The organism is Pectinatus haikarae (assembly GCF_050916305.1).
Lineage (GTDB): Bacteria > Bacillota > Negativicutes > Selenomonadales > Selenomonadaceae > Pectinatus > Pectinatus haikarae.
Genome location: NZ_CP116940.1, coordinates 392,143 through 406,235 on the forward strand (window position 1 = coordinate 392,143; position 14,093 = coordinate 406,235).

Here is a 14,093-nt window from a genome sequence, read left to right on the forward strand (position 1 = left end):
ACACTGCATATTATTATATGGCATTTGAATATCAAATGCAAGAAAAATATGCAGAAAATAATAGCCGTCAGCATTTATACGTCATAGACGTTGACATTATATAGAAACAGACTTATTATTTTAACAACCATTTTACATTTTAAACTCAGGTGAATATAACAATGCACATCTTTCACAAAACTATTTATTTTTTCGCCGGTTTTTTTATTGGTATATTTATAATTATAAATATACTAGGTATAATCATCGGCAATACACTTTACTTAATGATGAATAAACAACAGGTTGATTATCTGGTACCTGCCCTGGCCGATTATTCACAGAATGTCGATAGGATAGAAACCGTAGAGGCAAAGAAAGGATGGGAACGGGCTGAAATAACCACAAAGGATGGGTATACACTTGCCGGTACATATATAAAAAATCCTGTTTCTTCAAAGAAAGCCGTCCTCATATTGCATGGCTTGTATCAAAACAGATCAATGTCGATAGATTATGTGCCGCTTTACCAAAGACTGGGCTTCAATGTTCTCTTAGTGGACCTGCGCGGTCATGGACAAAGCGGCGGTCAGATGACCTGGGGAAAAAATGAAGTTGGTGATATCGACGAATGGATTGGCTATCTCAGAGACAGAAAGGCCAATGATCAGATAGGCATACACGGCGTTTCTCTTGGCGGAGCTTATGCATTACTGCACAGTGGAGCGAACACACCTGTAAAAGCGGACTTTTATGTGGAAGACAGCGCCTATGACGATTTGGCCCTTGTTTACCGTGAAAAACTGCGGATGTTTCTTCAAATGCCGCAGGAAAATTTTATCATCAGTGCGTTATGGTTTTATTGTCAGCTCTCTATGTATTGGCACACAGGAGAAACTATGGCAGATCTATCACCCATAAAATCGGTTGTAAAAACCCAAAGCCCAATTTTATTCTTGCATGGCGGCGCTGATGCGCTCATACCGAAAACAGCTATGCAAAGCTTATACGATGCAGGTTCTTCCTATAAAGAGTTTCATATCTTTCCTAATGCGGCACATGCGGTCTCTCTAAACAGCGATCCCAGAGAATATTATGACGTGCTTCACAAATTTCTCAAGGATATAAATATTGTCAATTAGAGAGAAGATATTATTAGCAGTGTAATTATCAGAAAAATATAGTATAATAAAAATGCTGTGACTCATTTTTGCAAAACAGCTGATATTTTTCATGATTTTACAGGTGAAGGGATATAATATTTAATGCGTAATTGCTTTAGGCAGAACAAGATAGTTCTTATTTTCGCGATAGTTTTGCTGGCATTATATGCCAGTTTCGTGTTCTTTATGTACACTCCATGGTATACAGCAACGCAGCTGCGCTTTGCTTATCAAAATAATAATACCACCCTATTGATGCGCACAATAGATTTAGACTCGGTGGTATCATTCGGCTATGATGATGTAACCGGCGATTTATTTACATATAACAGTAACATGCCCCCGAAAATAAAACAGATTTTTGATCAATTCTATAAATTGATCAAAAAGAACGTCTGCGACGGGACATTAACAATGCTGGATACTTATTTAAAGGATGATGTATGGCACGACCCAACGGGAACATCTGTATTAAAAGGCAGAGAACTCGGAATAGACTATGATGAACTGCTGGAACGCTCTATGCTTCGCAACACGTCCGTGAGAAAAATAGGTTCATTGATAAAAGATGACAATGGCAATTACATTATTCCTGTGACCGTTGCAGACAGGTATACTGATACGGATTTTGTTCTTGAATTACAGCTGCAGAAAAATACTGAAGGCATATGGCAAATAACAAAAATTATCAATTACCGTGACTATCTTATTCATGTACGTGATTTGTGCAATGTTGATATAGCTTCATACATAAAAGATACAAAAGACAGGACAACGGAGTATAATCGTATATTCCAAGGATTGCAGACAAAATTTTTGACAATGACGAAAACCATAGGCTCTGATGTATCAGCCGATAAACGGACTCTAATACAAAACTTTATACTGTCAGAAATAATTCCGGCATATAAATCGCATGAGGAATATCTGCAAAATGTAAATGTACCCGCGGGCGCACTGCATCTGCATATATTACGATTGCAGAGCAATGCCAAAACGATGGAGGCATGGAAATATTTTGCTGCCGGTATAGGGAAAAATTCAAAAGCCAGTCTGGTAAAGGCTGAATACAGCCATCAATCGGCTTTGGTTCTCGAACAAAAAGTATCCGACATAATAAATAAAATGCCGGCACTATTTGTTCCCGAAATACCATAATTTACACAATTATAAATATCCTTTCTTATATGCTGCCCTTTATAATTTCACTAACGGATGTCAAATTTTTAATATGTTCGTTTTTATTCGCACGCTTTTCAACAGATTAGTGTGCGAATATTTATTAATATCACATAGAAAAAAGTATATGCCAGCAGGTATTACCAGTAAAGTTGTATAATATAAATATAGATCTTATTCATGCTATCTTGGGTACAGCAAACTTTAATCGCAAAAACAGCTTGATGATTTAAAGAATGAATAAGTATCACTATATATTATGATTACCTATAGGGAGGCCATTGAATGAAACAATATGAATTATTTATTGATGGAAAGAAAATTACCTCTGCATCGACAGATGAAGTTTACGATAAGGTCACCGGTGAAGCTTTTGCAACCATTTACACCGCCGGTGAGAAAGAGATAAAAATGGCTGTTGATGCCGCTCAAAAAGCATTCGATACCGTAAAACTGACACCTTATCAACGATATGATATATTGATGAAGGCCGCAGCCAACGTCATGCAGCGTCAGCGTGAATTTGCAGAAACCCTGTTGGCAGAAGCCGGCAAACCAATAAAGGATGCCATGGGGGAAATATCCCGCTCATATCAGACGCTTATCTTATCCGCAGAAGAGGCAAAACGCCTCACCGGAGAGATGGTTCCTATTCAGGGAGCCCCTGGCTGTGAAAATCGGTTGGCATATACCAAAAGAATGCCTCTCGGTGTCGTCTGTGCCATAACTCCTTTTAATTTCCCGGTTAATTTGGCATGCCACAAAATAGGTCCCGCCCTGGCAGCGGGCAATACGGTAGTATATAAACCTGCATCAGCGACTCCCCTGACAGCCTCGTTGCTCTGTGATGCTTTTGCCGATGCAGGATTGCCTGCCGGATTTTTGAATTTAGTCATGGGCAAAGGCTCTCTTGTAGGTGACTTACTGGTGAACGATCCGCGAATAAAAATGTTTTCCTTTACCGGAAGTGTTCCTGTCGGCAAGGAATTGCAGAAAGCTGCCGGCTTCAGAAAAATCGCTTTGGAATTGGGTTCCAATTCAGCAAATATTGTGCATAATGATATTGAAAATATAAAAATGACTGCTCAACTATGTGCAAAGTATGCCTTTGTAAACGCAGGACAGGTGTGCATATCTTGTCAGCGTGTCTATGTACAAAAAAATATTTTTGAAGAATTTTGCACTGCAGCCGTAGAATATACAAAAACGTTGAAAGTCGGCAATCCTATAGAAGAAAATACTGATATTGGCCCGATGATTGCCGAAAAGGAAGCCGTCCGTATTGAAAAATGGGTAAACGATGCCGTTAAGGGCGGCGCAAGGCTATTGATCGGCGGCAAGAGAAATGGTTCTTTCTTCAATCCGACCATTTTGACGAACACAAAAGAAAATATGAATGTTATTTGCAAAGAAACTTTCGCACCCGTATTTTCGATAATACCTTATGATACAATAGACGAGGCAATTGCAGCAGTGAACAATTCCACATACGGATTGCAGGCAGGTGTATTCACAAAATCCCTATCTGTAGCTCGACTTTGTGCTGAAAAAATAGAAACAGGCGGCGTTATCATAAATGACGGTTCTACATTCCGCATGGACAATATGCCCTACGGTGGTGTTAAAGACAGTGGAATCGGCAGAGAAGGTCCTGAATACGCCGTGCGTGAATTAACGGAAGAAAAATTGATTGTATTCAATTTTAGTTAAAAAAAGTTGCGCGAAGACTTACTTCTTCATATAATCACATTTCTTGAATCCAAATATCAGTATAAAATCAAGTTGAATTTTATACTGATATTTTGACACGGTCACCAAAGTAATCATGAGGTTATCGAGTATAATCTCCCCAATTACGAATTGGCATTGTCTATTTATCCACGATGCTGATCGTTGTTAAATATAGCAATTTCATTAAAGCGTTATCCGAAACAAAAGCATTTTTTGTCTTGGTTGCTTTTCGTAATTGACGGTTGAAATTTTCAATAGCATTAGTTGTATAAATTAATTTGCGTATTTCAGGGGAATATTTGAACATGGTAGAGATTTCATTCCAATTAGCCCTCCAAAATTTTACACCTAACGAATATTTACAGTTCTATTTAGTCTCAAATTCATCTAAGGCAAATAAGGCAGTTTCTTCCATTGTTGCTTTATAAATTGGCTTTAGATCAATGATAAATCTTCATTTTACGAATTTTTCCCAAAAGCATAAACTATTTTACACCACTACATAAAACTTGAAGAACTCTCATTGCACGCTAGTATCAAAATGTACTTTTATCTCAATGCTATTACACCACCGTACGTACCGTTCGGTATACGGCGGTTCAATAACTTAACGTAAATGGAATACCTCGTATTTCTTCGCTATGTTCATATAGCCAAGAGATTCGAGGTATTTGTCTGTTAGTGTCCTTTTCAAAATAACACTTCCAGCCACGCGCCAATAGCCTAGTCGGGTATTGGCATACTGCCAAGCTTTATTTCTATCTAAACCTAGTTTCTGCAGATTCATAAACCGAGTGGATATTTTCTTCCACTGCTTCCATAGATACATCCGCAACCTGCGCCGTATCCACTTATTTATCTCCTGCATCTGCGTCCGCATATTCGCTATAGAAAAGTAGCTTAACCAGCCTGTGGTATATTTCTCAATTCTTGCAGTATGTCTTGAATCGATCGTCCACGACTTCGGCTCGTTATTTCTTTAATCTTCTTTTTAAAGCGTTTCAGCACTTTTCCATGCGGACGTATTCCAATTTTTCTCACCACTTTGTGCAATGAGAATCCCAGAAATTTCACCTTCAATGGGCTACCAACTCGGCTTTTCCTTCTGTTTACCTGTAACTTCAGTTTTCCTTCTAGGAACTTTACGCAATTTTCCATTACCCGCTTTGCTGCACGTTCTGTTCGAACATAGATATTGCAGTCATCTGATATCTCACGAACTTACGTCTGCGCTTCTCCAACAGTTGGCCAAACTTTGTCAGATAGATATTCGACAACAGGGGTGATAGATTTTCCTCCCTGCGGGGTTCCCGATCTGTTAGGACTGACTATGCCACCTTCCATAACTCCACTTTTCAGGTATCTTCGGATGAGCGCAATCACTCGTTCATCCTTGATTTCTTCTCGGACCATGTTGATAAGCATGTCATGATTTACCGTATCGAAATATTGTGCTAAGTCGATACCTACTACCTTCGTGTATCCCTCCCGGTAGTACGCTTCGGCTTGTTTAATTGCCTGCTGCGTATTTCTTCCCGGTCGAAATCCATAGCTTCTTGCTGAAAATATCTTCTCGAAGATAGGCGTCATCACTTGCGCAATTGCCTGCCGAATGAGTCGATCAAGCACGGTGGGTATTCCTAGTTTTCGGATTCCTCCATCCGGTTTCGGAATTTCAACCCTTTTCACGGGTTGAGGAATGTATTTCCCTTTTCGCAAGGATTCAAGCAATTTTTCTTTGTTTTCCTTCAGCCACTGCTTTAAGTCGCCTACTTGCATCCCATCTACTCCGCCTGTACCTTTCTTGCGTAGTACTTGGGCATACGCCCCATTGAGATTGTTTCGGTCTAGTATTTCTTCTAACAAGTTTACGCGGTTCTCTTTTGCAAGTTCCAGTGTTGCCACGCTCCGCGCTCCCTTGTTACTCTCTGCTTCCAGCATACCCTGGCAAGGCAGCCCATTTACCCAGTTTTCACTGCCTTCTATGTGATTTCTGTTCGTCAGACCAGAGATTTGCCGCCGACTTCCTTCAGATTCCACCTCACGATGGACACCCTTGTCTTAAGCTATGTGCTTTGGCACTATCTACCCGCACTCGGGACTTTCACCCGTTAGATTGCGCCCATGCCGGGCGCACCACATAAGAAAGTCTGTACATAATTTTCATATTTATGTACAGACTTTTTTTATTCCAATATAGCACCATAATTGGCAGATAAAACATTTTTTGAATATCTTGATAAGTAGCCTTTTCTCTTTTTCCGCGGCTTTATCTCATTATTTTTGAGGCGTTCTTCCAATTCACTATCTGATATTAAAAGATTTAGTTTTCTTGCAGGAATATCTATTTCTATTATATCATCATTGCGAATTACACCAATAGGTCCCCCAGATGCAGCTTCAGGTGATATGTGCCCAATGCAGGCACCATGTGTTGCCCCACTGAACCTACCATCTGTAATCAACGCAACTTCTTTATCTAAACCTGAAGCCACTACGGCAGCAGTTGCCATTAACATCTCTCGCATGCCAGGCCCTCCTTTTGGGCCTTCATATAAAATTACAATTACGTCCCCTTTTTTTATATTTCTTTTAACAATAGCACTTACAGCGTCATCTTCTGAATAAAAAACCTTTGCAGGTCCCTTATGTTTTAGCATACTTACGTTCACCGTACCAGCTTTTACCACTGCACTGGAGGGTGCAATATTTCCCCATAAAATTGCAATTCCCCCTTCTTTATAATACGGATTTTGAGCTGATGTTATAACCTTTTTATTTTTTATTTGGGAATAAGTTATATTTTCACCTATAGTATGCCCGGTTACTGTCAATGCTGACTCATGAATCATGTTAATTCTTGAAATTTCTTTAATTACGGCTTGCAGACCACCTGCATGGAACAAATCTTCCATATGATATTTTCCGCTAGGACTAAAATTGCACAGCTTAGGTACTTTTTTACTTATTTCATCAAATTTATTAACGGATAAATCTATTCCTACTTCATGGGCAATGGCTATTAAATGCAGTACCGTATTAGTAGAACCTCCAATTGCCATATCAGTGGCAATTGCATTTTCAAATGATTTCTGAGATAAAATATCATGAGGACAAATATTATGCTTTACCAAATACATAAGTTGTTCTCCTGTCCTGCGAGCCAATACATTACGCTTCGAATAAACTGCTGGAATAACAGAATTCCAAGGCAATGTCATACCTAAAGCCTCAGCCATGCAGTTCATTGAATTTGCTGTCCCCAAATGTGAACATGATCCACAGGTAGGACAGGATGTATCTTCCCACTCACTCATTTCATCTACAGTCAGCCTGCCAGTGGCTACTTTTCCTGAAGTTTCACATCCCACACTATTGTCTGTAATTTCCCCTTGAAAAGTTCCAGCCAACATAGGTCCTCCCGAAATCATTATTGAAGGTATATTAGTTCGCGCTGCAGCCATTAACATTCCCGGAGTAATTTTATCACAATTTGTTATTAGCACAAGACCGTCTAATTGATGTCCAATGGTCATTGCTTCAATTGAGTCTGCGATAAGTTCTCTACTAGCCAAAGAATATCGCATCCCTTCATGATTCATTGCCATACCATCACAAATGGCAATAGATGGAAATTCCAGTGGAGTACCTCCTTTGGCTGCTATTCCTAGTTTTACATATTTTGCAATTTCTCTCAAATGTGTATGCCCAGGTACTATTTCATTAAATGAATTTACCACACCAATTAACGGTTTTTGTATATCTTCTTCCCCGAGGCCAGCAGCTTTCAGTAAAGAACGTTGATTAGCTCTATATATTCCTTTTTTCAGTTCATCACTATGCAAGGTGTACACATCCTTTGTTAATATTTAAAATTAATTTTTTATTTAGAATATTTATTCTTCAATAAATTATTTCCAAGTTTCAAAGGAACTGTTAACCATAACAATATAGCAGAAATAAACGCAAAACCTGCCATTGCATATAATCCAGCCGTAGAAGATGCCCACGTAATTTCGGCCCACGTTTTTAAATTAGGTGCTACAAATCCACCTAAATTCCCCATGGAGTTTATAAGTGCAATACCACTGGCAGCACCCGCACCGCTGAGAAAACGACTAGGCATTGTCCAATAAATAGGTTGGCATGCAACATTACATGCTGCTACCACACACATAGCAACTATTCCTAAAACCACCATATGAGTCCCAGAAATTATATACCCAATCCCAGATGTTAAAATAATAAAACCAGCTAATATTCCCCTGCTTCCTGTTTTATCAGATAATTTAGGTAGTGATACCATTGCTATTGCACAACAAATCCATGGTATAGCACTGACAAATCCAACCAGCGTCCCCACTTTCACGCCTAGTAAAGAAGCTACTAATGTAGGAAAGTAAAAATTAAATCCATTGTTGGCCACTTGCACCGTGAAACTTATTAAACACATATACCAAACTTTGGGATTATATAATGCAGACACTGCATTATTCGTCTCTATTTTCTGAGATTCTTTTTCTCTAAGCAAAGCTGCTGTTAATGCTTCTTTTTCTTCTTTTGTAAGCCAGTTTACATCATTAGGAGCATCACTTAGGTTTTCATAAATTAATATGCCTGAAAGCGAAGCTAAAAGTCCTTCTACCGCAAATAACCATTGCCATCCCTTTAATCCTAAAATACCATGCATATCTAATAACAATCCAGAAATAGGTGATCCAAAAACAAATGCCAACGGCACCCCTAACCAAAATAATCCCATCATTGAACTGCGTTGTTCCTCTGTAAACCAGAAAGTAAGGTAATATACAATTGCTGGTATAAAACCCGCTTCTGCAATACCAAGTAAAACGCGCAATACGAGAAATTGTGTTTCGCTAGTTACAAAGGCAAAACTGGCTGCAATTAATCCCCATGTTACCATAATGCGCATAAGCCAAAACTTTGCACCCACACGATTCATTATAATATTACTCGGAACTTCAAAAACTGCATAGCCAATAAAGAATATTCCTGCACCTAATGCAAAAGCAGCGTCGCTAATACCTGTATCCATTTGAAATGCCTGTTTAGCAAACCCTATATTTGACCGGTCCAAAAAACACATTATATACATCAAAATGATACAAGGAATAATTTTATTCCTTGCTTTTTGCATAGCAATATTTGCTAACATTTCATTTTGCATATATATCATCTCCCTTCATTATGATATTTTATACATTACCTTGACAGCACCACTCATTGGTGTTGTTAACAATTCGAATCCTTTTGCTCCATCTTCTAACGGTAATTTATGAGTAATAATTTTTCCGTAATCTTTTTCCTTCTGCACAAGGTCTGTTGCTATTGCAAAATCTTTATAACGATATACTCTTGTAAATAATATGCATGTTTCTTTAAACATCCCCATTATTAAAGATAATGAAGCAGGTTTTTTATATGCAGCAATTATCACAATATGTCCTTTTACTTTTACTGAATCAAATAAAGCACTAGCAACTGCCTGAACACCTGCACAATCAAACACCCAATCAAATCCTACCCCATCAGTAACATCTTTAGATAAGTCCTGCATATTTTCATTTATAGGATTAATCACTTTAAAATGCATTTCACGTGCGATCTTTGCTCTGCTTTCATCTGTTTCTACCAAAATAATTTTACCTGCTCCGAAATTACGTAATGTAAGAGCCGTAGCCAATCCAATAGTGCCACAGCCAAAAACAATAGCATTATCCCCTGACTTAAAACTATTTTCGCGTAGTGCATGTACCGTAACAGCGACAGGTTCAACAAAGGCCCCCATTTCATCTGATATTGTGTCAGGTAATTCAACTAATTTTTCTTCATCTACAGAAATATATTCTGCCATAGCTCCACTACAATCAATACCCAGCAGTCCTAAATGATCACATACATGTGCATTACCCGTTTTACAGGGCTCACAATGCCCACAAGAAATCAACGGATATGCCGCAACCCTATCACCTTTTTTGTATTTTTTCCCATCTGAAACAACAACACCTGAAAATTCATGACCTGGAATAAGAGGTGCCTTTGCACGAGGATGTGTTCCTGCAAATATATTTAAATCTGTACCACAAATTCCAGCATAACTAACTTTTATTAACACTTCACCATCTTTGGTTTTTGGTATGTCCACATTTTTTACACTCACTTTTTTTGGTCCTTCATATACTATAGCTTTCATAAAATAACCCTCCTAAAATAATTATACAAAAATATATAGCAATCATATTTTTGTATTTTAATATAATTAAGAATATTTTAAATACATCAGATGATATTAAAATAATACATCAGATAAATTTCTAAGTCAATAGGTAAGTAAAAAAGTTTTTCAGTGGTATATATTTATTAATTGGTCTATTTTCTGCCATTATACCTTGAAATAAAAAAAATATGTGATAAAATTAGATAAATACATCAGATGTTTAAAAAATATTATCAGAAATGAGGTAAGATGTTTGAATACTCCATTATCCGAATTAGCACAGCAGAATATTATAAAATTGATAACCACAAATAAATTAGACCCGGGTGACAAACTTCCTACCGAATACGAATTAGCCGACAGACTGAACGTTGGTCGCAGTACTATCCGTGAGGCAGTAAAGGCATTGGCATCGCGCAATATATTGAAAATAAAGCAAGGAGCAGGCACTTTTGTTTCTTCAGAAAGGGGAATGATAAAAGACCCCTTGGGGCTTTCGCTTATCAACGATGATGTCAATCTGGCTTTTGACATGATAAATGTGCGGCTTATATTTGAACCGGAAATGGCAGCGCTGGCTGCCACAAATGCCACGGAAGACGACTGTGCAGTAATAGGTGAAGCCTGCACCGTGGTAGAAAAACTGATAGAAAATAGCAATGAGTACAGCAGAGAAGACAGCGCCTTTCACGAAGCAATCGCCCGTGCCAGCGGAAATAAGATAATTGATAGAATAGTAAAAGTTATTCATTCATCTGTCCAAAAAAATATTTTTGTAACGGAAGACTCATTAAAGCACGATACACTTATTTATCACAGACAGATATTTCAAGCTATAAAAGATAATGATATAGTGGGTGCACGTTGCGGCATGATCATGCATTTGAACAATTTACGTAATTTCATATTGAAAAAGCGTAAGCCATAATTAAGAAAATGCTTCACCGCATATTTTTTATACCGCAAAGAAAAGGAGAAAAAAGTATGTCTATATTAAATATGTTTGACTTGAGCGGGAAGAAAGCTATTGTTACAGGCGGCGGCCGCGGATTGGGTAAAGGAATGGCCGAAGGGCTTTGTGAAGCCGGCGCTGAAGTGGTACTGATCGGTTCAAGTGACAGTGTACTTAAAACAGCAGATGAATTTGTCGGCAAAAGCTACAAGGCTTTTGGTCTGCAGGGAAATTTATCTGAAGAAGACCGTATCCCGCTCATATTCGAAAGAGCACTGACCCTTCTCAACGGGAAAATAGATATCTTAATCAATAATGCCGGACTGCAAAGCAGGCACAAATGCGAAGAATTTCCTCTGTCTGACTGGCACAGTGTCATGCAGGTAAATTTAAATGCCGTATTCAGTCTGTGTCAGCTGGCAGGGAAAAAAATGATTGAGGAAGGTTATGGAAAAATCATCAACATGGCCTCTATGCTCAGCTTTTTCGGAGGCTTTACCGTACCGGCATACGCTGCCAGCAAAGGCGGTGTAGCACAGCTCACTAAAGCCTTGGCTAATGAATGGTCAAAAAAAAATGTGCATGTAAATGCAATAGCTCCCGGATATATGGACACAGAAATGAATATCAACCTTGTTAATGATGCTGAACGAAACGGGGAAATTTTAAATCGCATTCCGATCGGACGCTGGGGAACCCCTGAAGACATGAAAGGATTGGCCGTATTTTTGGCCTCGCCGGCCTCTGATTATATAAACGGTGCCATAATCCCTATAGACGGCGGCTACTTAGGAAAATAGAAGAAGGCGTGCTCGATTTTGAGCACACCTTCTTTTTTTTGGCGAAAACAAGACATCATACATTTTCTAACGATAATTGACAATTTATATATTTTCAAGTCTGCAAATCATAGTTTTTTAACAAAAATTCCCTTTGAGCATTCAAATGTATAATCATACCATTCTTTGCTCCGGCAGAATCCCCATTTGCTATGGCTCTCGCAATCTGGCGATGTGTCAGCATTGTTTCCTCACAAAGGGAATTGTCCGTTATGAAAATATTCTTCTTTATCGATGTGTGAATAATCTGCGTTATTTTATAAATAATTTTATTTCCGCTTGCATTGCCGATAGCTGAATGGAAAAGATTATCTTCATCATCATAATTTTTTTCCGCCTTAATCAGTTCTTCCACCATTAAACACAATTCATTGATTTGCCTGATATTTTTTAAAGTGGCCTTTTGTGCCGCTATAGCTGCTATTTCCGGTTCAAATATAAGTCTTACCGTAAGCATATCAAAAATAGTAGACACGTCTTCCCCCATCATGCCTATGCCAAGCGGATCATTACTTATACCATTCTTTTGAGAAACAAAAGTGCCAGACCCCTGCCTTATTGCTAATATGTTTTGAGCAGAGAGAGCTTTCAGTGCCTCACGCACAGTACTATGCCCCACTTTAAATTTTACCGCCAAATTATCTACTGTCGGTAATTTATCTCCAGGCTGCATATTATTGTTTTTTAAAAGATCCAAAATATTATTTATTATTGTATTAACAAGCAAAGTTCCCATGTAATCCCATCCTGCCTAAGTATTTAAAAAATCCGTATTAATGTCAATGTAACTTGATTATATAGTCATCGAGAACATTCATCACATGTATATATAATCATATCAACAGAATATTTATCATGATATCATAAATTTGTTTCTTTCACAAGTAATTCAAAATGTAGGAAGCAGTCAGAATCACAGCTTTGCAATAATAGCAGCAGCCAAGAGAGCTCTCATTAAAAGATTTTCAGCAGATTCATATTATTGACTTTTATATTTATAGGATGTATTATAATATTCATCTGATGATTATATGATCTATTCAATAAAATTCAATAGGAGTGAAGTTTAATGTCTGACGGATTGATTTTAGCCGGTGAACCTATGGGGCTTCTTATAGCTCAAAATGAAGGTCCTCTGGACAGTGTATCTGGTTATTCACTGGCTGTAGCCGGAGCAGAGTTCAATGTAGCTGTCGGAACAGCGCGATTGCATCATCATGTGACCTATATGACCAAACTTGGAAACGATCCTTTCGGTAAACGTATAATAAGGGTACTGAACGAAAATAAAATAGGCGATGAATTTGTCAGTTTTTCCGATACTCATAAGACCGGTTTTATGCTAAAAGGCAGAATAAGCAACGGTGATCCCGATATTTTTTATTTTCGTGCAGGATCAGCAGCATCTACACTTTCTCCCGCCGATGTAGAAAAAATTGATATGAGGAGTTATTCTTATATTCATTTAACAGGAATTTTACCAGCTTTATCCGAAGATACACGTAAAGCTGTCAATATGATGTTTGATAAAGCGCGTGATGCAGGACTGACTATAAGCTTTGATCCAAATTTACGTCCTCAGCTTTGGCCGTCAGAAAAAATAATGCGTGAAACGATTAATAACTTAGCTTCACGTGCCGATATTGTCCTGCCTGGTACCGCAGAAGGAAAAATACTTATGGGCAGCGACGATCCTAAAAAAATAAATGATTTTTATCGTCGTAACGGAGCAAAAATTGTTGTCACTAAATGTGGTGCCAGCGGTGCGTTTGTAACGGACGGCAGTGAAGAATACACCGTTGAAGGTTATAAAGTCGACAGGGTCATTGATACAGTCGGTGCAGGGGATGGCTTTGCCGTGGGAATTATTACAGGACTGATGGAAAATTTATCTTTAAGAGATGCTGTTAAAAGAGGCAATGCCATCGGTGCTATTCAAGTCACGAGCAGAGGTGACAATGAGGGTCTGCCTTCACCGGATGAACTGGCAAGTTTTATGGCGCAAAAATAAT

General features: G+C 38.4%; 12 protein-coding genes and 1 pseudogene. 6 read left to right on the forward strand and 7 right to left on the reverse strand.

The features are described 5' to 3' along the window. Positions 1–161: 161 nt before the first annotated feature. From NXG61_RS01980 to NXG61_RS01990, 3 genes are all read left to right on the forward strand, one after another. Entirely contained in the window at positions 162–1,121 is a 960-nt protein-coding gene (locus NXG61_RS01980) for an alpha/beta hydrolase (protein ID WP_196604451.1), read from the forward strand. A gap of 123 nt (positions 1,122–1,244) precedes the next feature. Beyond that, complete coding sequence (locus NXG61_RS01985) at positions 1,245–2,300, forward strand: hypothetical protein (protein WP_307224201.1); 1,056 nt, start codon at positions 1,245–1,247, stop codon at positions 2,298–2,300. Positions 2,301–2,606: 306 nt separating this feature from the next. After that, positions 2,607–4,031 carry an aldehyde dehydrogenase family protein gene (locus tag NXG61_RS01990; RefSeq protein ID WP_307224199.1) on the forward strand — a complete coding sequence of 475 codons (1,425 nt, stop codon included), beginning with the start codon at positions 2,607–2,609 and terminating at the stop codon, positions 4,029–4,031. Positions 4,032–4,110: 79 nt separating this feature from the next. On the opposite strand, the pseudogene NXG61_RS01995 reads toward NXG61_RS01990, so the two are convergent. The 6 genes and pseudogenes from NXG61_RS01995 to NXG61_RS02020 all read right to left on the reverse strand — a co-directional run. After that, a pseudogene (locus tag NXG61_RS01995) lies at positions 4,111–4,506 on the reverse strand (transposase); the annotation flags it as partial. A 153-nt stretch (positions 4,507–4,659) separates the two neighbouring features. Further along, positions 4,660–4,932 (reverse strand): hypothetical protein, encoded by a 273-nt coding sequence (locus tag NXG61_RS02000; protein ID WP_370871664.1) that lies wholly within the window; start codon positions 4,930–4,932, stop codon positions 4,660–4,662. Between the two features lie 341 nt (positions 4,933–5,273). Beyond that, positions 5,274–5,957 carry a reverse transcriptase domain-containing protein gene (locus NXG61_RS02005; RefSeq protein ID WP_307224197.1) on the reverse strand — a complete coding sequence of 228 codons (684 nt, stop codon included), beginning with the start codon at positions 5,955–5,957 and terminating at the stop codon, positions 5,274–5,276. Positions 5,958–6,238: 281 nt separating this feature from the next. Next, complete coding sequence (gene ilvD, locus NXG61_RS02010; protein ID WP_307224195.1) at positions 6,239–7,897, reverse strand: dihydroxy-acid dehydratase; 1,659 nt, start codon at positions 7,895–7,897, stop codon at positions 6,239–6,241. 38 nt (positions 7,898–7,935) lie between these two features. Further along, positions 7,936–9,240, reverse strand: coding sequence for an MFS transporter (locus tag NXG61_RS02015; protein ID WP_307224193.1), 1,305 nt, complete (start codon positions 9,238–9,240; stop codon positions 7,936–7,938). Positions 9,241–9,258: 18 nt separating this feature from the next. Then, positions 9,259–10,266 (reverse strand): zinc-dependent alcohol dehydrogenase, encoded by a 1,008-nt coding sequence (locus NXG61_RS02020; RefSeq protein ID WP_307224191.1) that lies wholly within the window; start codon positions 10,264–10,266, stop codon positions 9,259–9,261. A 277-nt stretch (positions 10,267–10,543) separates the two neighbouring features. On the opposite strand from NXG61_RS02020, the gene NXG61_RS02025 reads away from it, so the two are divergent. Both NXG61_RS02025 and NXG61_RS02030 read left to right on the forward strand, forming a co-directional pair. Continuing rightward, positions 10,544–11,218 carry a FadR/GntR family transcriptional regulator gene (locus NXG61_RS02025; protein ID WP_307224189.1) on the forward strand — a complete coding sequence of 225 codons (675 nt, stop codon included), beginning with the start codon at positions 10,544–10,546 and terminating at the stop codon, positions 11,216–11,218. A 56-nt stretch (positions 11,219–11,274) separates the two neighbouring features. Next, on the forward strand, positions 11,275–12,042 hold the full coding sequence (locus NXG61_RS02030) for an SDR family oxidoreductase (RefSeq protein WP_196604444.1): 768 nt from the start codon (positions 11,275–11,277) through the stop codon (positions 12,040–12,042). A 94-nt stretch (positions 12,043–12,136) separates the two neighbouring features. Here NXG61_RS02030 and NXG61_RS02035 read toward each other — a convergent pair whose 3' ends face one another. Beyond that, the gene (locus tag NXG61_RS02035; protein ID WP_307224187.1) at positions 12,137–12,817 is read right to left on the reverse strand and encodes a FadR/GntR family transcriptional regulator; all 681 of its coding nucleotides are present in this window, start codon (positions 12,815–12,817) and stop codon (positions 12,137–12,139) included. Positions 12,818–13,150: 333 nt separating this feature from the next. Here NXG61_RS02035 and NXG61_RS02040 point away from each other — a divergent pair, with 333 nt between their 5' ends. Then, the gene (locus NXG61_RS02040) at positions 13,151–14,092 is read left to right on the forward strand and encodes a sugar kinase (protein WP_196604441.1); all 942 of its coding nucleotides are present in this window, start codon (positions 13,151–13,153) and stop codon (positions 14,090–14,092) included. The last annotated feature ends 1 nt before the right edge of the window (position 14,093 follow it).